Genomic DNA, 22195 nt, shown 5'->3' on the forward strand with positions numbered 1-22195 from the left:
TTACTCTCCAGAGTGAGGGGAATTTTTATATTTATTTTTTATTGCCGCGCATTGTCATCACGCGCTGAACGACACAGAACACAAACAGCAGACCGCCGATGACGATCTTGGTCCACCACGAGCTGAGGGTGCCGTCGAAGGCGATCAGCGTCTGGATGGAACCCAGCACCAGCACGCCCGTCAGCGCGCCGGCCACATAACCATAACCACCGCTCAGCAACGTGCCGCCGATGACGACCGCCGCGATGGCGTCCAGCTCCGTGCCCTGCGCGTGCAGGCCATAGCCGGACAACATGTAGAACGAGAACAGCACGCCGGCCAGCGCCGCGCAGAAGCCGGAGAAGGCGTAGATCAGCACCTTGGTGCGCGCCACGCGCAGGCCCATCATCAGCGCCGATTGCTCGTTGCCGCCGATGGCGTAGATAGCGCGGCCGAACGGCGTGCAGTGCGCAACGTAGATGGCGACGGCCAGCGTGCCCACCGCGATCAGTGCGCCCGGCGAAATGAAGCAATCCGCGATCGACAACTGCGCTTGCGACATGGCGACGAAGAACGGGTCTTCGATGGTGATCGAGTTAATGCTGATCAGGTAGCACAGGCCGCGCGCCAGGAACATGCCGGCCAACGTTACGATGAAGGGCTGCAGCTTGAAGTAGTGGATCATCGCGCCCATGGCGGCGCCGAACAGCATGCCGATGGCCAGCGAAATGGCGATCACCACCACCGGCGGCCAGTGCCAGGTTTGCAGCATCCAGGCGCAGATCATGGTGGTCAGCGCCAGCACCGAGCCGACCGACAGGTCGATGCCGCCGGACAGGATGACGAAACTCATGCCGACCGCGATCACCAGCAGGAAAGCGTTGTCGATCAAAAGGTTGAACAGCACCTGCAGCGACAGAAAGCCCGGATAGGCCGCCCCGCCCGCGCCCAACAGGACGATCAGCAGGAACACGGTGATCAGGGACGTGAAATACGGCGATGATGTGAACGAGCGCATTATGCGTTACCTTTCGCACTGGCCGAGAACGCGCGCCGCCACATGGTCTTGAACTCCGAGGACTGCGATACGCAGACCAGGAACACCACTACGGATTTCACGACCATGTTGACTTCCGGCGGCAGGCCGATGGAATAGATGGTGTAGGTCAGCGTCTGGATGATCAGCGCGCCGATCACGCTGCCGGCCAGGCTGAATTTGCCGCCGGCCAGCGAGGTGCCGCCCAGCGTGACGGCCAGGATGGCGTCCAGTTCCAGCAGCAGGCCGGCGTTGTTGGCGTCCGCGCTCTTGATGTTGGAGGTGATCATCAGCCCGGCCACGCCGGCGCACGCCGCGCAGAACACATAGACGAAGAAGATCAGCGAGGCGGTCTTCAAACCGGCCAGCCGCGCGGCCACCGGGTTGATCCCGACCGACTGGATGAACAAACCCAGTGCCGTCTTCCGCAGCATCAGCGCGGTGACGATGAACACGGCGGCCACGATGAACAGCGAGAACGGCAGGCCAAACAGATAGCCGCTGCCGAGGAAGAAGAACGGCTGGTAGTAGACGGTGACGATCTGGCCGTCGGTGAAGAGCTGCGCCAGGCCGCGTCCCGCCACCATCAGGATCAGGGTGGCGACGATGGGTTGCAGGCCCAGGCCGGCCACCAGCACGCCGTTCCATGCGCCGCACAGCAGCGCGGCGCCCATGGCGACGGCCAGTGCGATCCACATCGGCGTGTTGGCGACGTAGGAAGGGACACCGTTTTCCATCACCATGGTGCCGCCGATGAGCATCGCGGCGACGGTGCCGCTGATGGCGACGGTGGCGCCGACCGAGATGTCGATGCCGCGCGTGGCGATCACCAGCGTCATGCCGATGGCTGCCAGGATCAGCGGCGCGGCGCGGTTGGCGATGTCGATCAAGCTGCCGTACAGGTGGCCGTCCTTGATCTCCAGGTGGAAGAAGCCGGGGATCATGAACAGGTCGATCAGCAGCAGGATCGCCAGTGCAGCGAGTGGACGGAACAAGGGGTGGTGCAACAACTTATGCATGTGCATCTCCAGCGGCAATCACGTGCAGCACGGTGGTTTCATCGAGCGCGCCGCGCGGGTATTCGCCTCCGGCTTTACGGTCGCGCATGACGACGATACGGTCGCTCACGCGCAGCACTTCGGGCAGTTCGGACGAAATGAACAGGATGGACATGCCTTTGCGGCACAACGCCGAGACGTAGTCCATGATTTCCTGCTTGGCGCGCACGTCGATGCCGCGCGTTGGTTCGTCGAGGATCAGCAGTTTGGGATCGGTCACCAGCCAGCGCGCCAACAGGACTTTTTGCTGGTTGCCGCCGGAGAGCGAGCCGATAGGCGTTTCGATGCTGGCGGTCTTGATGCCGAGCGCTTTGACGTATTCTTCCGCCAGCTGTTGCTGGCGTTTGAGCGGGATGGCGCGCATGATGCCACTGCGGGCTTGCAGGGCGAGGATCAGGTTTTCGCGCACCGACAGGTCGAGGATGGCGCCTTCGTGCTTTCGGTCTTCGGAGCAGAAGCCGATGCCGGCGGCGATGGCGTCGCGCGGCGTGGACAGGTTGCGTTCCTTGCCGTCGATGGTGATCGTGCCACTATCGGCTTTATCCGCGCCGAACAACAGGCGTGCGGCTTCGGTGCGGCCGGAGCCCAGCAGACCGGCAAGGCCCAGCAGCTCGCCCTCGCGGATCTCCAGATCCATCGGCAACAACGCGCCCTTGCGGCTCAAACCGACGGCGCGCAGGAACGACTTGAACCGCCCGCCCGCGCCAACTGCAGCCGCGTCCCGCGCCTCGGCCGGTGCTGCGGCAACGCTGGCGGCGGCCCCGGTGGCGGCTGGTGCGCCGACCATCTTGTTGACCAGCTCCACGCGTGACAAGTCGGCGGCCAAGTACTCACCTTCCCGCTCGCCGTTGCGCATCACGGTAATGCGATCCGAAATCGCATACGTCTGATCCAGGAAGTGCGTTACAAACAGAATCGCCATGCCCCGCTCGCGCAGGCCACGCAAAACGCTGAACAGCAAATCCACTTCCTTCTCATCCAGCGAGGAAGTCGGTTCATCCAGAATCAGCACCTTGGCCGACACCAGCAAGGAGCGCGAAATCGCCACCATCTGCTGAATCGCCAGCGGATAGTGCGCCAACGGCATGGTCACATCGATCCGCACCTGCATGCGCTCCAGCAGCGCGGTCGCCTGCTTCGCCATGCCGGCCCAATCGATGCGTCCCAGCTTGCGCGGATAACGACCAATAAAGATATTCTCCGCCACCGACAAATTCGGGCAAAGATTCACTTCCTGATAAACAGTGCTGATGCCGAGGTTCTGCGCCTCCAGCGTGGACTGCGGCTGTATCGCCTGCCCGGCCAACAGAATCTGGCCATGGTCCGGCGTATAAACACCCGTCAGCACCTTGATCAGCGTCGACTTGCCGGCGCCGTTCTGGCCCATCAGCGTATGCACCTCGCCCGGATACAGCTTGAGCGACACGCCATTCAAAGCCTGCACACCGGTGAAAGCCTTGCTGATGCCGCGCAGCTCCAGCACCGGCGCTGGCGCAGAAGAGATATTCGTCATCGCGATCAGTATTTACGGTTCGGGAATTCCTTGGCCGCGACTTCGGCCGGGAACACGCCTTCCTGCGTCACAACGCGTTTAGGCACAGGCTTGCCGGCGACGACATCCTTGGCGATCTGCATCAGTTGAGGACCGAGCAGCGGATTGCATTCCACCGTCACGTTCAGCTTACCGGCGATCATGGCCTCGAACGCACCCTTCACACCGTCGATCGAAATCACCAGAATGTCTTTACCCGGTTTCAGGCCGGCTTCCTCGATCGCCTGGATCGCACCAATCGCCATATCGTCGTTGTGCGCATACAGCACATTGATCTTCTTGCCCTCGGCCTTCAGGAACGCTTCCATCACTTCCTTGCCCTTGGCGCGGGTGAAGTCGCCGGTCTGCGAACGCAGCACCTTCAACTTCGCATTGCCGGCGATGACTTCCTCGAAGCCCTTCTTGCGGTCCAGCGCAGGCGCCGAACCGACGGTGCCTTGCAGTTCAACGATATTCAAAACGGCATCAGGTGTCTTCTTCTGACGCTCCACCAGCCAGCGGCCGGCGCGACGGCCTTCTTCAACGAAGTCCGAACCGAGGAAGCTCACATACAGCGAAGGATCGCTGACATTGACCGCTCGGTCGGTCAGGATCACCGGAATATTGGCGCGCTTGGCTTCGCGCAGCACGGTATCCCAGCCCGATTCCACCACCGGCGAAAACGCGATCACGTCCACGCGCTGGGCGATGAACGAGCGGATGGCCTTGACCTGGTTTTCCTGCTTCTGCTGCGCGTCGGCGAATTTCAGTGTGACGCCTTCCTTCTTGGCGGCGTCCTTGATCGAAACGGTGTTCGCGGTGCGCCATTCGCTTTCAGCGCCGACCTGCGAAAAACCGATCACCAGCGGCTTGGCGGCGAATGCGGGCATGCTCAGGGTGATGGCGGCGGCCAGCGCGGTGGCCAATACGGTACGACGATTCGTCATGGTTAAGTCTCCTGATAAGTTTTTTTATGTGTTTTCCGGATCAATACTATGAGAAACACAAATATCTATCCAATGATATTTTCGCATCCTGCAATATCAATTTTGGTATGTCAACGCAGCAGCCGGAGGCCATACAGGCCGCCAGCGACCGAGCCATCGCGTGCCACGAACTTGACCACCAGCTTGCCGGCTGCTGCTGCGCCGGGCGGAATGGCGTAATCGCGGGTGTACAGCTCCTGCACGGCGCTGGCATCCAGGCGCACTTCAGCCAGCAATTTGTCGTTGATAAGGATATCGAAACGACGGCCGGCGTCGAGTTTTGAATATGTCAGCCGCAGCGCGCGCGCCTCGCCTTTGCGGTCGGTCAGCTCGTAGCTGAACCAGCCGGTCGCGTGGCGCCAGTGCTTGCCCTTGTTGACGCCGGCGTCGGCGCCTTCGGCCTTGAAGAAGTGGTCCGACTCCGGCTGCTGCTCGCCCGGCGCCACCTGGTCGATGGTCTGCGCATCGAGCGCCAGGCGCTCCTTCTCATCCTCGGCTGCCTTGGCGCGGCGCTGGGCCAGATCGCCCGGCGTCGAATACGGCAAGTAGACGACATAGCGCGCATCGTGCACGCGGAAGAACGGCACGAAGGTGGTCGGCCCGCTTTGCGCGGCCTGCACCAGTCCCGGCGCGGTGAAGGTCAACGGGCGGCCGGGAACGGGACGGAAGCGGTCCGCGAAGGCCGCGTTTTCGCTCACCAGCACCGGCGCCTGGTCCAGCGGGCACACAGGGCCGCTGGCGATGTGGCCCATGCGGCTATCGTCGGCAAGGAAGTTGAGGCGCTCGCCGGGGAAAGGATTGGTTTTGGCGGCCAGCACCAAGGGGCCGTGCAGCACGGCGTAGTAAGCCGATTTGTCGGGCATCTGCTCCAGGCGCGTTTTCATCGGCAGGCGGATTTCCACCTTGTCGCCGTCGCGCCACGCACGCCGCACGTTGACATAGCGGTCCGTACCGATGGCTGCGGTCACCGGCTTGCCGTTGACCGCGATGCGCAAGGCGCCCTGCTCCACCCATTCCGGGTAGCGGATCTTCATCGTGAAGGTCTTGTTGCCCTTGACGGTGATGGTGCTGCGGTCTTCATCGGGGAAGCGGTTGGCCTGGCGGATCTGCACGCCCTGCTCGCGCCAGTCCAGCGTCGACGGGATGAACAGGTTGACGTACAGGCTGTCGCCGCGATGCGCGTAGATGAACTCACCGTACTTGGCGTGGCTTTCTATGCCTGAACCGACGCAGCACCACATGGCCTGCTGCGGCTGCGAGTACACGCGGTAGTGGTTGGGCCGCATCGGCGTGAAGTACACGAAGCCGCCGCTGTCGGGCCGCTGCGAAGACAGGATGTGGTTGTACAGCGCGCGCTCGTAGTAGTCGGCGTAGCTGCCTTTGGCGTCACCGAGGAAAAGCAGCTCGGTGAGTTTGAGCATATTGTAGGTGTTGCAGGTTTCCGGGCCTTCCACTTCTTCGATCATGGACGTGTAGTCTTTGTCGTCGTGGAAGTGCTCCTTCACGCTATTGCCGCCGATGGCGACGGTGCGGTGATCGTGCACGGTTTGCCAGAAGAACTGCGCGGCGCGTTGCCAGTCGCGGCGGCCGGTGATGTCGCCGATGCGCTTGAAGCCGATGACTTTCGGGATCTGCGTGTTGGCGTGCAGGCCGGTGAGCTGGTCTTTTCCTTCTTCCAGTGGACGCAGGATGGCATGGTGGGAGAAGCGGATCGCCAAGTCCATGTATTTCTGCTGGGCGGTCATTTGATAGACGTCGGCCAGCACTTCGTTCATGCCGCCATGCTCGCTGCGCAGCATGGATTGCATCTGCTCTTCGTTCAGCTGCGCGGTTAGGCCGATGGCCCAGTCGCACAGCGCGATCAGCATGGTGCGGGCATCAGCGTTGTTGGCGTAGAGGTAGGCGTCGCGCAGGCCGGCGTAGGTCTTGTGCAGGTTGTACCACGGGACCCACTTGCCGTTGACCGAGAAGTTGTCGGCGTGGAGTTTGCCGTTGGCGATGTCCTGCCATGCGCTTGCGCCGCCGGGGATGCCGCCGATGTAGCCGTTGCCGTTGGCTTCCTGGCAGCGTTTGAGTTCAGCGACGAAGTAGTTCAGGCGCTGTTCGATTTCCTTGTCGCCGGTGGCGGCCAGCATCAGGGCCAGCGCGGTCAGATAGTGGCCGCCCATGTGGCCATCGAGGCCGGTGGATTCCCAGTTGCCGTAGGTCGGCCTCTTCAGCGGCAGGCCGGCTTCGCGCAGGAATGGCGCCAGCAGGCGGTCCACATCCAGCGAGAGGATGTAGCGAAGGTCGGTCTGTTGGGCTTCCAGGAAGGGACTGGGGCCGAGGCGCACGGCGCTGAGCGGGAACAGGGACGTCGCGCCGTCGGTGCGCGCGCCGGGTGCGGCCGCAGCGGCTTCCAGCGCCGCGCCGGACGCGGCCAACGCGGCGGACGCCGAAGCGGAGGCGATCGCGCCGCTGGATGCGGCAGCGGACGGGGTGGCGCCGAGCGCGCCGCTGGATGCAACGGTGGCGGCCGCGCCGGCGGCCAGCTTCAGTGCGCGGCGGCGGGAGGCCTGCGCGGCGGACGGCGTGCGCGCGGTTGCCATTACTGCGCCGGCAGCTGGTTGCTGCGATATTTATTCAGGTCCGCCTGATCGACACTCGGCCAGCCGGCGGCGTCGAACTTCATTTCCATGATCTTCAGCTTTTGCAGATACTTGTCTGCGGTCTCGTAGGCGTGCAGCACCAGATAGTCCTTGCCATCGAAGGTGTAGGCGCTGTTGTGGCCCAGGCCCTTCCAATCCTTGTCGCCGGCGATGAGCAGCGAGCCGCCGCCCTTCATCATGTCGGCGCCGTTCTTGTCCAAGTATGGCCCGATCGCTTCCTTCGAGCGGCCAACCACCAGATGGTAGGTGCTGTCCGCCTTTTTGCAGCACAAGCCGAAGGACGCAAACTGATAGTAATAGTCGCCCTTCTTGAAAATGTATGGCGCCTCGATCTCGCCCACTCCAGCTTTTTCGCCGGAGCCTGAAGCGCCGTTGGTGCGGCTGGCGATGGCGTGCCATTCCTGCGGCTCGGCCAGGCCGGTCCACTCCTTGTTCAACTTGACCATTTTCAGGCCGCTCCAGAAGGAACCGAACGCCATCCAGGCATTGCCCTTGCTGTCTTCGATCACGTTCGGATCGATGGCATTCCAGTCGTCGCGGTTCGGCACCGACTGCAGCATCATGCCCTTATCCTCCCAGCGATAATCGGGAGAACGCGGGTTCAGTGTTTTATTGACGGTGACGCCGATGCCGGAGGTGTTCTTGCCAAAGCCCGACACGGAGTAATACAAATAGTATTGACCGTTATGGAACTGGATGTCCGGCGCCCAGATATGGTCGTCGAACGTCGGCGCGGCTTGCTTCGCCCACACTGGCTGGCCTTTGAACACGCGGCCCTCCGGCGTCCAGTTCTTCATGTCCTTCGAGCTGTAGAAAGTGATGCCCGGCCCCGTGCTGAACACGTAGTAGGTATCGCCTTCCTTGGCCATCACCGGATCGTGCACGCTGACTTCCTTGGCGGTGCAACCCGCAGCCGCCAGCGCAAACGCCACCATCGATAAAACGTACTTCATTGCGAACCTCTTCCTAGTTGCCTGTACGGGCGCCCCAGATGGACACACCGTCCACCGATTGCGCCGTCCACGTCACCACAAACGCGCTGGCGTTGGTATTCCACTGGCGCGACAGCACGCCAACGAAAGTCCCGGTCGCACCGAGCGCGATGGTGATCTTGTTGCCGCCATCATGCTTCCACGTGCCGCTCGCCGTGCCCGACACCGTACCATCCGCCGCCAGCACCACATTCTGCGACGCCTTGATCGCCGTCGAAATGTCCTTGCCGTGGTTGATCATCTTGTACGATCCCGCCACATCCGCCGCAGTCACTTCGGCCGACAGCGCCGTGGAGTTCTTGCTGAGCGGAGCATAACGGAACGGCGCCACCACCGGCCATCCGTCCGCGTTGATGAACATCTCATGCACGCGGATCTGGTGCTGCTCGCCCATGCCGGGGAAGCGGGTATGGAAGATCAGGAAGTACTGCCCGGTTGCGGCCTCATAGTACGCCGAGTTGTGGCCCGCCGATACATAGCCCAGCGCCGTCCCGCTCTCGCCCGCCGCCAGCGCGAACTGGTGATTGCCCATGATCTTCTGGCCGAACGGCGCGATGGTCGCGTCGTCGAACAGCGGCAGCGCGGGATTCGACTTGACGTTGGCCATGTCGTTGCCCTTCGCGTCCAGATACGGACCGTCCGGATTCACCGAACGCGAGACGCGCATGTTGTACGCGCCGTTCGCATCCAACCCACCGAAGGAAGTGAACATGTAATAGAACTTCGACTGCGGGCTGTACATCACATACGCGCCTTCGATGCGGCTGTGATTCCCGCCCAGCAGATGCTTGCCGTAGCCCTGCCCCGGTTTCTGCTGGCCTGTGGTGGTGTCCATCTCCAGGATGAAGATACCGCCCGAGTAGGAACCGTAGATCATCCACAGCTTGCCCTGCTGGTCGAAGAAGGTATTCGGATCCACCACGTTCGGCATGGTCAGCGCGTCGTAGATGGTCTTGCCGTCTTCACCGGGCAGGCCCCACATGCCCGACTTCAGCAGGATCTGCTTGTTGACATACGGGCCTTCCACCTTGTCCGCCACGGCGAGACCCAGCGCCGAGCGTGGGGAGTCGCCCTTGCAGGCGCAGTAGTAGTGATAGAACTTGCCGTCGGCGAGCTTCACCACGTCCGGCGCCCACAGGTCCGTCACCTGCGCCCAGGCGAAGGTATCGGCCAGCGAGGTCACCACGTTGTTGAACAGTGGATTGGACGCCGTCACGTTGTCGGCGATCTTGGTCCAGTTCATCAGGTCGGTGGATTTGGCGGCGGCCAGGTGCGAGCCGAACACGTAGAACGTGCCATCCACCTTGATGACGGATGGATCGTGTACCGAGGCTTCCGCAAACGTGATGCTCGTTGGCGTTGGCGTCGGAGTAGGCGTCGGCGTTGGAGTGGGCGTCGGCGTCGGCGTCGGTGTTGGAGTAGGCGTCGGCGTCGGCGTCGGCGTCGGCGTGGCGCCACCTCCTCCCCCGCCGCAGCCGGCCAGCATCAGCGCGACGCCGCCGGCGGTAATCACCTTGCGGCGCGTGATTTTAATATCGTCCATGTGCTTACTCCACCGCCACCACGATCACGGCCTTGGCAGGCACCTTGACCGTCAGCTTGCCATCGGCACCGGCAGCAGCGCTGAACGGCACAGGTTTGATCGCTTGCGGCGCCGTGAAGGTGTTATGCACATCCATCGCGGCAGCGGTCAGCACGCGGCCTTTGACAGCCTTCACGCTTTGGCCGGGAATATTCACCGCCACATCGGCAGCCTTGTTCGGATTGGTGTTCACCAGCGCCAGATACAGCTTGCCATCCGTGCCGCGCGCGGCCGATGCGCTGATCTCAGGCACCTTCACGTTGCCGACGGTGTAGTCGGGATTGTCCTTCAGCGTGATCGGCAGCGAGGTCGCGCCCTGGAACGGCACATACAGCTGGTATGCGTAGTAGGTCGGCGTCAGCACCATCTTGTCCTTGTCGGTCAGGATCATCGCCTGCAGCACGTTGACCATCTGCGCGATGTTCGTCATGCGCACGCGTTCCGCATGGGCGTGGAAGATGTTGAAGTTCAGCGCAGCGACAACCGCATCGCGCAGGGTATTCTGCTGGAACAGGAAGCCTGGATTGGTGCCCTTCTCGACGTCGTACCAGGTACCCCATTCATCGACGAACAGGCCCAGTTTCTTCTCCGGGTCATGCTTGTCCATGGCGGCGCTGTTCTTCTGGATATGCGTTTCCATCCGCAGCGTGTTGGACAAGGTGGAGATCCACTCGTTTTCCTGGAAGGCGGTCGAAGCGCCCTTGACTTCCCACTTGCCGGTCGGGATGGTGTAGTAGTGGAAGCTGATGCCGTCGGTCTGCTTTTTCAGTTCCTTGCTCAGCACTTCGGACCAGATGACGTCATTGTCGTTGCCGCCGCTGGCGACGATTTTCGGACGATACTGCTTCGGCGCGCGCAGGAAGGTCTCGACCTGCTTGTACAGGTCCGTGTAGTACTGCGGGCTCATATTGCCGCCGCAGCCCCAGGCTTCGTTACCAACGGCGAAGTACGCCACCTTGAATGGTTTGTCGCGGCCGTTCTTGCGGCGCATATTGGCCAGTGTGGACTTGCTGTCGGAGGTCATGTACTCGACCCACTCCGACATCTCTTGCGCGCTGCCGGTACCCAGGTTGCCGTTGACGTAGGCGTCGGCGCCCAGCAGATCGACCAGGTCGAAGAATTCGTGCGTGCCGACGGCGTTGGACTCGTCCACGCCGCCCCAGTTGGTGTTGACCTTGACCGGACGCTTCTCGCGCGCGCCGATACCGTCGCGCCAGTGGTATTCATCGGCGAAGCAGCCGCCCGGCCAGCGCACCAGCGGCACCTTGATGTCTTTCAGCGCGCCGACCACGTCGTTGCGCCAGCCCTTGGTGTTGGGCGTCTTGGATTTCGGACCGACCCAGATGCCTTCGTAGATACCGGTGCCCAGATGCTCGGCGAACTGGCCGTAGACATCCTTGTTGATGACGGCGCCCGGCTTGGCGGTATCGATGGTGATTTCGGCCGCGAACACGCCGCCCGAAGCCAGCATGCACATGGTGAGGACAGCTCGTTTGATTGGGTTCATTTCAGTCTCCTTTTTATAATTGGATTACGAAGCCGCCATGCGGCTTAACCGTTACGACGATTTTTTTACTGGCAGCGATGCTGCGCTGGCTGAAACTGCGCGGCTGATCGCCATCGGTGAAGATGACGCCCTGCTTCTTGCCGACGAAGGACAGGTCCAGCGTCAGCGTTTTTTCCTGGTCGGAGCCGTTGATGCCGGCGATATACCAGGTGTCGCCGCTGCGGCGCGCGATCACGGCGTACTTGCCGGGATAGCCGTCCACCAGGCGGCTGTCGTCCCAGCTGCGCGGCAAGTCCTGCATGAACTTCTTGATATAGGCGGGAACCGTGGCCATGCCGGCCGGGATCTCGACGAAATGCTGGATGCCCGACAGGTACAGCACCGACGTCGCCAGCTCGAAGCCGTTGGTGCTGGCGCGCTTGATGTTGGGGATGTCGCCGAACACCACCGGCGTGAAGTCCATCGGATCGAACAGGTTGCGCGTGAACGGCAGCATGGCCGCGTGGCTCGGCATCTTGTCCTGGTCCACCTGCTCGAAGGTGGTGAACTCGAAGCCCTTGATGGCTTCCATCGTCATCAGGTTGGGCCAGGTGCGCTGCCAGCCACGCGGCAGCGTGGCGCCGTGGAAGTTGATCAGCAGGCCGGCATCGGCGGCGTCGCGCAGGATGTCGTTGTAATAGGCGATCATCGACTGGCCGTCGCCGGCGAAGAAGTCGATCTTCAGGCCCTTGATGCCGATGTCGCGCAGGCGCTTGAATTCCTTGACGCGCTGTTCGTGCGTCAGCAACTGGCTCTTGGGCGAGTATTCGGTTTTATTCCAGGCGCCGGACGAGTTGTACCAGAGGATCAGGCCTATGTTCCTGGTGGCGGCGTAGTCGGCCAGCTGCTTGATCTTTTCGTAGCCGATCTTGCGGTCCCAGTCGGCGTCGATCAGCGTGTAATCCCAATGCATGTCCGCAGCGTAGTCGATGAACTGCTTTTGCATGTCGTAGACGGTGGCGTCATCCTTGAGGATGCCCCAGCTCCACGATGCGTGGCCCGGCTTGACCAGCGCCTTATCGAAAGCGATGGCCGGCGCCGCGAGGTCGGTGCCCAGCGTGGAATTGGTGACGGTGGCCAGCGAGCCCAGTGCGATCAGGCGCCATGGGGAGGTCAATGTGCCCTCCACTTCCGCCATCAGGCCGCCGTTGGTGTACACCTCGGCCGACATCGGATTGCCAATGCTGTACTTGCCGCCGCTGGAGTCCTGCGCCAGGCGCGAGGCTTGCCAGGTGCCGTCCATATTCGCTTCCGAAATGGCGAGCCAGTTGGCGCCGGTGCGAAACAGCGCAGGGAATACCCAGCCGGCCGTCGTCGGCGATTTGGTCCCGGCCGCGATCTCCATCTGGTAGTGCTCTTCGTAGGATGGATTGGTGTTGCTCCAGCCGGTTTGCGCGACCGACATCGGCTGCAGCCACGCCTTGGCGCCTTGCGGCAGCGCGAAGGTGGTGCGCTCCTGGACCAGTTTTTTCAGCGGCAGCGACGGCTCGGCGACGATGTAGCGGAAAGCCACGCCGTCGTTCGATACGCGGAACACGATGTCGATCTTTTGCTGTTTGGTGTTTTGCAGCGAGTACGTTTGCTCGTTGGCGCGGTAGGTGATGTCTTTGCGTTTGCCGACGGCCATCTGGTAGCTGTCTTCAACGACGCGCGGCGCGCTGCTTGTGGTCAGCGTCAGGTCGCTGCTCAGGTCCGCGCCGGCCAGTTGCAGTCCAAGGTCGGACGCCAGCAGGACAGGCTTGCCGTCGCGCGCGATGGTGTAGGTCAGCTTGCCGTCCGCCGCGTTGACAGTGACGGCGATGTGATTGTCGGGACTACGCAGTTGGGCGGCAGCCGAGGTAGCGCTAGCAGCGTTGACCGTCGGCGCCATTGCCAGGGATGCGACGGCGCAGGTCAGCGCCGTGATTGCGGTTGTTTTCACCATGTTCCTACCATTTCTATGGTTGCTATACCCCGCCGCATCGATGTGCGGTGTCTCCGGGGGCGAACGGTGTTACTGCAAGCGGTTTATACCCAGCCTGCGTCGACGATAAATTCCTGCGCGGTGCACATGGCGCCGTCGTCGGCGGCCAGGAACAAGACCATCGACGCCACGTGCTGCGGCATCAACTTGGTCGGCATGCACTGATTGCGCTTGATGTCCTGCTCACCGGCGTCGTCCAGCCACAGGTCGATCTGGCGTTGGGTCATCACCCAGCCCGGCGTGACGGTGTTGACGCGGATGCCGTGGGCGCCGAATTCACGCGCCAGGCCGCGCGTCAGGCCATGCACTGCCGCCTTGGTGGTGGCGTACACCGGGTAGCCGGCGTTCTTGACGTGCCACGAGATCGAGCCGACGTTGATGATGGAGCCGGCGCCTTTTTTCTTCATGCCTTCCAGGACGGCCTGGCAGGTGAAGAACATCGGGCGCTGGTTGATGTCGATGCATTTGTCCCAGAATTCGGGCGTGACGTCTGCGGTGTCGTGACGCTGGTCGTTGGCGGCGTTGTTGACGAGGATGTCGAAGTCGCCGATCAGGCCGGAGAGTTCGGTGATAGTGGCTTGCAGCGCCGGGATGTCGGTAATGTCGCACTGGCGGAACAGCGGTTCGGGATAGCCGGCTTCCTTCACGCGACGGATCAGCGCCAGGCTGGCGTCGCGGGCGATATCCACGAAGGCGACTTGCGCGCCTTGCTCGGCGAAGGAAATCACCATTGCTTCACCGATGCCGGTGCCGCCGCCGGTAATGAATACGCGCTTGCCGCGCAGGCTGCCGAACTTGGCCAGTTGGGTCATACAGTCTCCGTTATATGCGCGTCGTTCCCGCGAAAGCGGGAACCCATGCTGAACATGCGTTCTATGGGCTCCCGCGTACGCGGGAGCGACGTCGTTTTTAGTTGCGGGTCAATTCGCCGTCGCGGCGCAGCCACTTGGCCGAGCCGTTGTCGCGCAGGACTTCCGGCAGCAAGGCTTGCGCCAGGTTCTGGTAGCACACCGGACGCAGGAAGCGTGCGATCGCGCCCGTGCCGACCGAGGTCGAACGACCGTCGGAAGTCGACGGGAACGGGCCACCGTGCACCATGGCGCTGCACACTTCCACGCCGGTTGGATAGCCGTTGGCCAGGATGCGGCCCACTTTACGTTCCAGCACCGGCAACAGCGCTTGCGCGGCTTCCAAATCGCCTTCGTCCATTTGCAGCGTGGCGGTCAGCTGGCCTTCCAGCTTGTCCGCGACCTGGCGCAGTTCCGCCACGTCCTTGCAAGCCACCACCAGCGAAGCCGGTCCGAAGATCTCTTCCTGCAGCGCGTGCTGCGACAGGAACGAAGCAGCCGACGATACGAACAAGGCCGGAGCGCCCTTGCCTTCCGCCTGCGGCGCCAGCGCCAGGGTCTTCACCTCAGCATGTTCGGCCAACTGCGTCACGCCGCGTGCGAAGTTGCCGGCGATCCCAGGCGACAGCATGGAGCACGCGGCGCCGCCCACCAGCGCTTGCGACGCGGCAGCGGTGAAGCGGTCCAGGTCCGGGCCGGCCAAGGCCAGCACCAGGCCAGGGTTGGTGCACATTTGGCCCACGCCCATCGTCAGCGAGGCGGCGAAACCAGCGGCGATATCTTCCGCGCGGTTCTTCAGCGCCTGCGGCAGCAGGAATACAGGATTGATCGAGCTCATTTCGGCATACACCGGAATCGGCACCGGACGCGCAGCCGCAGCGGCCATCAGCGCCATACCGCCACCGCGCGAACCGGTGAAGCCGACCGCCTTGATGGCGGGATGGCGCACCAGCTCAATGCCCAGCTCATTGCCCACGCCGGTCAGCAGCGAGAACACGCCGGCCGGCAGGCCGCAGATCTCAACGGCTTTAACGACGGCGCGGCCCACCAGCTCCGAGGTGCCTGGATGCGCGAAGTGCGCCTTCAGCACCACCGGGCAACCGGCGGCCAGCGCCGACGCGGTGTCGCCGCCTGCTACAGAAAAAGCCAACGGGAAGTTACTGGCAGCGAAAACCGCTACAGGACCCAGGCCGATCATGCGCATGCGCAGGTCGGGACGCGGCGGCGTCCGATCCGGCAGAGCTTTGTCAAAGCGCACATCGTGCCACGAGCCTTCGCGCAGCAAGTTGGCAAACAGTTTCAGCTGACCGACGGTGCGGGCACGCTCGCCTTCCACGCGCGGGCGCGGCAGGCTGGTTTCGGCCATCACGCGCTCGACCAGCACATCGCCCAGCTCCATGATCTGGTCGCCGATGGCTTCGAGGAAGACGGCGCGCTGCTCGTCGCTCAGCGCACGGAAGGTGTCGAAGGCTTCGTCGGCCAGGCGGCAAGCCTGGTCGATCTGCGCCGCGTCCACGGTGCGGAATTCTGGATCAATGACCTGGCCCAGCGCCGGGTTGTAGGCGCGCACGCCCGCGCCCGTGCCCTTGACGTCTTTACCGCCGATCAGTGCATCGCCGGTGATGATCATAAGGCCTTCACTTTCGCCACTTCGGTCTTGTACACGGCCAGCTTGTTGCGCAGGGCCGGGCCGAACTGCGCCGACTCGATCTCAAAGGTTTCGCCAGGCTGCACCGAAATATTATCGGCCACGCTCAGGGTCGCGGTGCCGAAGAAGTGCACGTGCACGTCGCCCGGACGCTTGAACAGCGAATACTTGAAGTGGTGGTGTTCCAGGTTGGCGATGGTGTGCGACATATTCTGTTCGCCGCTGAAGAATGGCTTCTCCCAGCGTACCTTGCCTTCCTTGTCGTAGATGCGCGAGGTGCCTTCGATGCTGGCCGGCGCTTCGCCCACCAGCAGCGCCGGTCCCAGGCCGCAGACGCGCAGCTTGGAGTGCGCCAGGTACAGGTAGTTCTGGCGCTCGGTCACGTGGTCCGAGAACTCGTTACCGATGGCGAAGCCGACGCGGTAAGGCTGGCCGTCGTCACCGATGACGTACAGGCCAGCCACTTCAGGCTCTTCGCCGCCATCGAGCGCGAAGTCCGGCATGTTCAGGTCCTGGCCGCTGGCGGCCACGATGGAGCCGTCGCCCTTGTAGAACCATTCCGGCTGCACGCCGGCTTCACCGGCGGCAGGCTTGCCGCCTTCCACGCCCATGCGGAACATCTTCATGGAGTCGCTCAGCGATTCGACGTCGCCGCCGATTTTCTTGTGCATGGCGTCGCGGGTATCGGCGGAACCCAGGTGGGTCAGGCCGGTGCCGGTGACGTAGGTGTGGGCATCGTCGCTGTGATCGAGCGGCGACAGCAGGCGGCCGGCGGCGGCCACCGCGTCGAACGCGGTGGTTTGCGCGCCGATGGCTTTTTCAGCCAGGGCTGCAATGCCGGTCGATTTGCGGATCGCATCCTGGGCCAGCGCGTAGGTGGTGCTGTAGCCGTCGATGATGCGGATGGTGTTTTGTTCCAGCACGCCGATCTTGCGCGCGCCTTGTTCGTTCTTGAATTGTACGAGTAGCATGGTGAGTCTCCGGATTAATGCGAGTGACGTGGCACGGCGGAACCGCGATTACCGACCAGGAAGTCGAAGTCGCAGCCTTCATCGGCCTGCAGCACGTGCTCGATATACAGTTGCTGGTAGCCGGTCTTCGGACCAGGCGCGCTGCCTGCCACGCGAACCGCCTGGCGTGCCGCCATCTCTTCGTCCGAAATCTCCAGATCCAGCTTGCCGCCGGCGCAATCCAGCGTGATGTAGTCGCCATCCTTGACGATGCCCAGCGGGCCGCCGGCCATGGCTTCCGGCGCCACGTGCAGTACCACGGTGCCGTAGGCGGTGCCGCTCATGCGCGCATCCGAAATACGCACCATGTCTTTCACGCCGGCCGCCAGCAGTTTCGGCGGCAGGCCCATATTGCCCACTTCCGCCATACCCGGATAACCTTTCGGGCCGCAGTTCTTCATCACCAGGATCGAATCCTTGGTCACGTCCAGGTCCGGGTCCATGATGCGCGATTTATAGTGTTCGAAGTCTTCGAACACCACGGCCTTGCCGCGATGCTGCATCAGTTCCGGCGTCGCGGCCGATGGCTTCAGCACCGCGCCGCGTGGCGCCAGGTTGCCGCGCAGGATGCAGATGCCGCCGTCCTTGCGAATCGGATTATCCAGCGTGCGGATCACTTCTTCGTCGCAGATCGGCGCATCGTGGCAGTTTTCCCAGATGGTCTTGCCGTTGACGGTCAGCGCGTTCGGGTTCGGCAGCAGATTGCCCTCGCCCATGCGGCGGATCACCGCTGGCAGGCCGCCGGCGTAATAGAACTCTTCCATCAGGAAGCGGCCCGATGGCAGCAGGTCGACGATGGTCGGCATGCCACGACCCACGCGGGTCCAGTCTTCCAGCTCCAGATCGACACCGATACGGCCGGCGATGGCCTTCAGGTGGATCACGGCGTTGGTCGAACCGCCGATGGCGGCGTTGACGCGAATCGCGTTTTCAAAATTCTCTTTGGTCAGGATCTTCGACAGCTTCAGGTCCTGCTTCACCATCTCGACGATACGGATGCCGGACATGTGGGCCAGCACGTAGCGGCGCGCGTCGACGGCAGGGATGGCGGCGTTGTGCGGCAGCGAAGTGCCCAGCGATTCGGCCATGCAGGCCATGGTCGATGCGGTGCCCATGGTGTTGCAGGTGCCGGCGGAACGCGAGTGCCCCGCTTCGGCGCCGATGAAGTCATGCATGGAGATTTCGCCGGCCTTGACCTGCTCGTGCAGCTGCCAGACGGCGGTGCCGGAACCGATGTTCTTGCCGTTCAGTTTACCGTTCAGCATAGGGCCGCCGGTGACGACGATGGTCGGGATATCGACCGAAGCGGCGCCCATCAGCAGTGCCGGGGTGGTTTTGTCGCAACCGACCAGCAGGACCACGCCGTCCATCGGATTGCCGCGGATCGATTCTTCCACGTCCATCGAGGCCAGGTTACGGGTCAGCATCGCGGTAGGACGCAGGTTCGATTCGCCGTTGGAGAAGACCGGAAACTCGACCGGGAAGCCGCCGGCTTCGTAGATGCCGCGCTTGACGTGTTCCGCCAGTTTGCGGAAGTGGGCGTTGCAGGGGGTCAGTTCCGACCAGGTGTTGCAGATGCCGATGATCGGCTTGCCTTCGAATTCGTGATCAGGAATGCCCTGATTCTTCATCCAGCTACGATACATGAAGCCGTTTTTATCTTGGGTGCCAAACCATTCGGCGGAGCGCAGCTTCACCTTTTTGTCATTCTCAGACATGCATTTCTCCTCAGTATTTTCCTGTGCGGGGACGTGAATGTCATGCCCCCGCATCGATAAAGCATACTAAGATGTACTGAGATAACTTTCCAATAAATTGTTTATCGATATCGATATCGAAATCGATATACCTAGACGGTGCTGAAGCGGTAAGCCATCACGGTCGCATATTCCTCGTTCGGACGCAGGATGGTCGACGGGAAATCCGGGCGATTCGGCGAATCCGGGAAGTGCTGCGGTTCGAGACAGAAGCCGCTGCGATAGCCGTAGATGCGCCCTTTTCCAGTCACCTGGTCGTTGAGGAAGTTACCGCTGTAGAACTGGATGCCCGGCTCCTGCGACAGCACCTCCAGCACCCGGCCGGAGGACGGATCGACCACGCGGGCCGACACTTCCATCGCCTTGTCGGCGGATTTCGTCAGCACGAAGTTGTGGTCATACCCTTCCCCGTAGCCCAATTGCTCATCCCGATGGCCGATGCGCGCACCGATGGCGTGCGGTGTGCGGAAGTCGAATGGTGTGCCAGCCACCGGCGCCGGCGGACCGGCGGGAATCAGGCCGCTGTCGACCGGCGTGTACGATTCGGCCGGAATGGTCAGCTCGTGGCTCAGGATATCGCCCTGGCCGGCCAAGTTGAAATAGGCGTGGTTGGTCAAGTTCATCAGCGTGGCCTTGTCGGCGACGGCGTGGAAAGCAATGCGCAACTCGTTATTCTCGCGCAGCTCATAGATGGCGGTGACTTCGGCGGTGCCGGGATAACCCTGGTCGCCGTCCGGGCTGACCAGCGTCAGGATCAAGCCCACCGATTTCGGCGTGTTGAACATTTCGGCATCCCACAGCCGGCGGTGGAAACCATCGGCGCCGCCGTGCAGGTGATTGGCGCCGTTGTTCACGTCCAGCTGCACGGTTTCGCCGTCCAACGTGAAGCGGCCGTTGGCGATGCGGTTGCCGTAACGGCCTATCAGCGCGCCGAAATACTGCGATTCGCCGAGGTAGGCGTCCAGATTATCGTAGCCGTGGCAGACATCGGCCAGTACGCCATCGCGGTCCGGCACGTGCAGCTCGACGATAACGCCGCCCAGATTGCTGATTTTCGCGATCATGCCGTTGGCGTTGGTCAGGGTGTACAGCGTGGCCTCGCGGCCGTCCGGCAGTTTACCAAAGGAAGATTCAGTGATCGTTGCTTGCATATTACTCTCTAAAGACAAGGCGGCCGAGAGGAGTTACCCTGCTCGGCCGCCGGAAGGTGGTGCGGTCGCGCCTTGTTACGCGATCGACGGTTTTCCGAATACGGGCATGCCCTGCTCGTCCCACTTCAACGGTTTTACGAAGGTGTGACGGTCCGGATTCCACAGCGGGTCGCCGATAATCTCGGTGTAGGTGCGTGCATGATAAACCAACATGACGGTTTCGCCATCGTCCGCGATGGTAAAACTGTTATGACCGGGACCATACACCTTGTGCTCGAAGCAGGTTTGCAGCACCGGCTCCTTCAACTTGGTCCACGATGCCGGGTCCATGACGTCGGCGTTTTCTTCCGCCCACAACAGGCCCATGGCGTAGTTTTCGTCGGTGGCGCTGGCCGAATAGCTGATGAAGATCTTGCCGTTCTTTTTCAGGATGGACGGACCTTCGTTGACCCAGAAGCCGCGTATCTCCCAATCGAACTCCGGCTTGCTCAGCATGACCGGCGCACCACCCAGCTGCCACGGCGTTTTCATCGGCGCGATGTAGATGTTCGAATTGCCTTCGATGGCATTGTCCTTTTGCGCCCACACGTAGTACAGCTGGCCCTTGTGGGTGAAGGTGGTGGCATCCAGGCAGAAGGTGTCGATGCCGGTGTCGATCTGGCCCATGAACTCCCACTCGCCTTCCAAGGGATTGGCGTTGGTGTTGCGGATCGCGTACATGCGGTGCTGGAACAGCTTGAACTTGATCTCGCGGCTAGGCGCTGCGGCGAAGTAGACGTACCAGGCGCCGTCGTTGTAATGCAGCTCCGGCGCCCAAATCAGTTCGCTGTAGGCGCCGGTGTCCGGCTTGTGCCAGACGTCGACCTTCTCGGCGTCCACCAGGCCGGCGATGGTTTTCGCGCGGCGCAGCTCGATGCGGTCGTACTGCGGCACCGACGCGGTGAAGTAGTAGTAACCGTCGGTGTGACGGTAGATGTGCGGATCGGCGCGTTGCTCGATCAAGGGAGTGAGGATGTTTTCCATTTCGATTTCCAAAAAATTAGACTGCCACATAGCCTTTGACTCCCATCTGCGCCTTGACCTGCGTGTAGTACTCGTCGTCGATACGGTACTTGAACATCAACAGTCCCATCACAGTGTGGAAGAAGCCGGGAATCAGGGTCAGCATCAGCACGATGCCGTGCAGCGCGAACGCGGTTTGCTCGTGGTTCGGCTGGTATTCAAAATACGTCAGCAGCAAACCAACCAAAGCGCCGGCGATGCCCATGCCGGCCTTCTGGCACACGGAGATGCCGCCGAAAGCGAAGCCCGACACGCGCTGGCCGGTCTTGACGGTGCCGTAGTCGATGGCTTCCGCGATGGCCGACCAGAACACCGGCGCATGCAGGTCCACCACGAAGGACAGCAGGAAGTACAGCACGAAGGCAAGCATCATGTCGCCGGGGCCGACGAAGAAGTACATGGCGGCGCTGATCAGGCCCACGCCGATCTGCGTCCAGCGGAACAGTTTGACCTTGCTATAGAACTTGGTGATCCAGGTCGATGCGATCATCGACAGGATGGCCGCCGCCACGCCGGTGGACAGGAAGGCCGACACGGTGGCCGCATCGGCGCCGAGGAAGTATTTGGCGTAATAGATAGCGACCGAGCCGCGCACCACGTAGCCGATGGTGCCGGTCACGCAGACCGCGCACAGGATCAGCCACTGGTCGTTTTTCATCAGCACCGAGATCTGCTCGCCCAGCGACTGGCGCTGCACCTTGTGCACCACGCGCTCCTTGGTGGTGAAGAAGCAGAACAGGAACAGCAGCACGCCCATCACCGCCATCACCGCCATCGCGGCCTGGTAGCCGGTGGCCGCGTTGCCGCCGCCCCAGCGCTCGGACAGCAGCGGCACGATCACGGTGACCATGAAGGCGCCGACCTTGGCGAAGAACAGGCGGTAGCCGTTGGCCGACAGCGTCTGCTGCGGATCGTTGGACAGCGCGCTAGGCAGCGAGATATACGACACGCCCACACCGGAAGTCATGATGGTCATGATGATGTAGGTCGAATAGGCCCATACCAGCTTGGCGCTGTAGCCCCAGTCCGGCGTGGAGAACACGAAGAATACGGACAGGCCGTAAGGCACGGCCAGGAACAGCAGCCACGGACGGTAACGTCCCCAGCGCGTCAGCACGCGGTCGGTGATCTGGCCCATCACCAGGTCGCTGACGGCGCCGACGATTTTGACCAGCACGAACAGCAGCGCCAGGTCGGTGGTCTTCAAACCGTAGATATCGGTGTAGAAGAAGGTAATGATCAACATCATCGACGAGATCACCACGTTCAACGCCATATCGCCGGCGCCGAAACCGATTTTCTCAACCACCGACATTTTTTGATTCGCCGCCATAATTACCTCTTTCAATGACGTCATTCCCGCGTAGGCGGGAATCCATGCCGAGCATCCTATTTGGC

Annotated in this window: 16 protein-coding genes; all 16 read right to left on the bottom strand. The window is 62.2% G+C overall.

Annotated features, from left to right (window positions below):
- Positions 1-31: 31 nt before the first annotated feature.
- The 16 genes from yjfF to ACXZ1M_RS01820 all read right to left on the bottom strand — a co-directional run bounded on the left by yjfF (position 32) and on the right by ACXZ1M_RS01820 (position 22130).
- On the bottom strand, positions 32-997 hold the full coding sequence (yjfF, locus tag ACXZ1M_RS01745; protein ID WP_459051516.1) for a galactofuranose ABC transporter, permease protein YjfF: 966 nt from the start codon (positions 995-997) through the stop codon (positions 32-34).
- A complete protein-coding gene (locus ACXZ1M_RS01750; RefSeq protein ID WP_459051517.1) occupies positions 997-2034 on the bottom strand; it encodes an ABC transporter permease in 1038 nt (345 codons plus the stop codon). The genes yjfF and ACXZ1M_RS01750 overlap by 1 nt, the downstream gene beginning before the upstream one ends.
- Complete coding sequence (locus ACXZ1M_RS01755; RefSeq protein WP_459051518.1) at positions 2027-3586, bottom strand: sugar ABC transporter ATP-binding protein; 1560 nt, start codon at positions 3584-3586, stop codon at positions 2027-2029. The genes ACXZ1M_RS01750 and ACXZ1M_RS01755 overlap by 8 nt, the downstream gene beginning before the upstream one ends.
- 5 nt (positions 3587-3591) lie before the next feature.
- Positions 3592-4551 (bottom strand): ABC transporter substrate-binding protein, encoded by a 960-nt coding sequence (locus ACXZ1M_RS01760; protein WP_373987584.1) that lies wholly within the window; start codon positions 4549-4551, stop codon positions 3592-3594.
- Between the two features lie 110 nt (positions 4552-4661).
- Positions 4662-7178: a beta-L-arabinofuranosidase domain-containing protein gene (locus tag ACXZ1M_RS01765; RefSeq protein ID WP_459051519.1), complete on the bottom strand. Its 2517-nt coding sequence runs from the start codon at positions 7176-7178 to the stop codon at positions 4662-4664.
- Positions 7178-8191, bottom strand: coding sequence for a family 43 glycosylhydrolase (locus ACXZ1M_RS01770; protein ID WP_459051520.1), 1014 nt, complete (start codon positions 8189-8191; stop codon positions 7178-7180). Before ACXZ1M_RS01770 ends, ACXZ1M_RS01765 begins: the two co-directional genes overlap by 1 nt.
- A 13-nt stretch (positions 8192-8204) precedes the next feature.
- Positions 8205-9773: a glycoside hydrolase family 43 protein gene (locus ACXZ1M_RS01775; RefSeq protein ID WP_459051521.1), complete on the bottom strand. Its 1569-nt coding sequence runs from the start codon at positions 9771-9773 to the stop codon at positions 8205-8207.
- A 4-nt stretch (positions 9774-9777) separates the two neighbouring features.
- Positions 9778-11319 (bottom strand): alpha-N-arabinofuranosidase, encoded by a 1542-nt coding sequence (locus tag ACXZ1M_RS01780; protein WP_459051522.1) that lies wholly within the window; start codon positions 11317-11319, stop codon positions 9778-9780.
- A 13-nt stretch (positions 11320-11332) separates the two neighbouring features.
- Positions 11333-13282: a glycoside hydrolase family 97 protein gene (locus tag ACXZ1M_RS01785; RefSeq protein ID WP_459051523.1), complete on the bottom strand. Its 1950-nt coding sequence runs from the start codon at positions 13280-13282 to the stop codon at positions 11333-11335.
- A gap of 83 nt (positions 13283-13365) precedes the next feature.
- Positions 13366-14133 (bottom strand): SDR family NAD(P)-dependent oxidoreductase, encoded by a 768-nt coding sequence (locus tag ACXZ1M_RS01790; protein WP_373987590.1) that lies wholly within the window; start codon positions 14131-14133, stop codon positions 13366-13368.
- A 97-nt stretch (positions 14134-14230) separates the two neighbouring features.
- A complete protein-coding gene (locus ACXZ1M_RS01795) occupies positions 14231-15799 on the bottom strand; it encodes an aldehyde dehydrogenase (NADP(+)) (RefSeq protein ID WP_459051524.1) in 1569 nt (522 codons plus the stop codon).
- On the bottom strand, positions 15796-16788 hold the full coding sequence (gene araD1, locus ACXZ1M_RS01800; protein WP_459051525.1) for an AraD1 family protein: 993 nt from the start codon (positions 16786-16788) through the stop codon (positions 15796-15798). Before araD1 ends, ACXZ1M_RS01795 begins: the two co-directional genes overlap by 4 nt.
- Before the next feature lie 14 nt (positions 16789-16802).
- Positions 16803-18545 carry an IlvD/Edd family dehydratase gene (locus ACXZ1M_RS01805; protein ID WP_459051526.1) on the bottom strand — a complete coding sequence of 581 codons (1743 nt, stop codon included), beginning with the start codon at positions 18543-18545 and terminating at the stop codon, positions 16803-16805.
- A gap of 131 nt (positions 18546-18676) precedes the next feature.
- Positions 18677-19735, bottom strand: a complete 1059-nt coding sequence (locus ACXZ1M_RS01810) for an aldose epimerase family protein (RefSeq protein ID WP_459051527.1) — start codon at positions 19733-19735, stop codon at positions 18677-18679.
- 75 nt (positions 19736-19810) lie between these two features.
- Complete coding sequence (locus tag ACXZ1M_RS01815; RefSeq protein WP_459051528.1) at positions 19811-20758, bottom strand: glycoside hydrolase family 43 protein; 948 nt, start codon at positions 20756-20758, stop codon at positions 19811-19813.
- A 16-nt stretch (positions 20759-20774) separates the two neighbouring features.
- The gene (locus ACXZ1M_RS01820) at positions 20775-22130 is read right to left on the bottom strand and encodes an MFS transporter (protein WP_459051529.1); all 1356 of its coding nucleotides are present in this window, start codon (positions 22128-22130) and stop codon (positions 20775-20777) included.
- Positions 22131-22195 lie beyond the last annotated feature (65 nt).

This window comes from Duganella paludis, assembly GCF_054461335.1.

Bases quoted from the DNA above. Each gene is read 5' to 3' on its own strand.
- ACXZ1M_RS01755 (WP_459051518.1), bottom strand. From the start codon at position 3,586: ATGACGAATATCTCTTCTGCGCCAGCGCCGGTGCTGGAGCTGCGCGGC.
- ACXZ1M_RS01780 (WP_459051522.1), bottom strand. From the start codon at position 11,319: ATGAACCCAATCAAACGAGCTGTCCTCACCATGTGCATGCTGGCTTCG.
- ACXZ1M_RS01795 (WP_459051524.1), bottom strand. From the start codon at position 15,799: ATGATCATCACCGGCGATGCACTGATCGGCGGTAAAGACGTCAAGGGC.
- ACXZ1M_RS01815 (WP_459051528.1), bottom strand. From the start codon at position 20,758: ATGGAAAACATCCTCACTCCCTTGATCGAGCAACGCGCCGATCCGCAC.
- araD1 (WP_459051525.1), bottom strand. From the start codon at position 16,788: ATGCTACTCGTACAATTCAAGAACGAACAAGGCGCGCGCAAGATCGGC.
- ACXZ1M_RS01765 (WP_459051519.1), bottom strand. From the start codon at position 7,178: ATGGCAACCGCGCGCACGCCGTCCGCCGCGCAGGCCTCCCGCCGCCGC.
- ACXZ1M_RS01785 (WP_459051523.1), bottom strand. From the start codon at position 13,282: ATGGTGAAAACAACCGCAATCACGGCGCTGACCTGCGCCGTCGCATCC.
- ACXZ1M_RS01760 (WP_373987584.1), bottom strand. From the start codon at position 4,551: ATGACGAATCGTCGTACCGTATTGGCCACCGCGCTGGCCGCCGCCATC.
- yjfF (WP_459051516.1), bottom strand. From the start codon at position 997: ATGCGCTCGTTCACATCATCGCCGTATTTCACGTCCCTGATCACCGTG.
- ACXZ1M_RS01775 (WP_459051521.1), bottom strand. From the start codon at position 9,773: ATGGACGATATTAAAATCACGCGCCGCAAGGTGATTACCGCCGGCGGC.
- ACXZ1M_RS01810 (WP_459051527.1), bottom strand. From the start codon at position 19,735: ATGCAAGCAACGATCACTGAATCTTCCTTTGGTAAACTGCCGGACGGC.
- ACXZ1M_RS01770 (WP_459051520.1), bottom strand. From the start codon at position 8,191: ATGAAGTACGTTTTATCGATGGTGGCGTTTGCGCTGGCGGCTGCGGGT.
- ACXZ1M_RS01805 (WP_459051526.1), bottom strand. From the start codon at position 18,545: ATGTCTGAGAATGACAAAAAGGTGAAGCTGCGCTCCGCCGAATGGTTT.
- ACXZ1M_RS01820 (WP_459051529.1), bottom strand. From the start codon at position 22,130: ATGGCGGCGAATCAAAAAATGTCGGTGGTTGAGAAAATCGGTTTCGGC.
- ACXZ1M_RS01790 (WP_373987590.1), bottom strand. From the start codon at position 14,133: ATGACCCAACTGGCCAAGTTCGGCAGCCTGCGCGGCAAGCGCGTATTC.
- ACXZ1M_RS01750 (WP_459051517.1), bottom strand. From the start codon at position 2,034: ATGCATAAGTTGTTGCACCACCCCTTGTTCCGTCCACTCGCTGCACTG.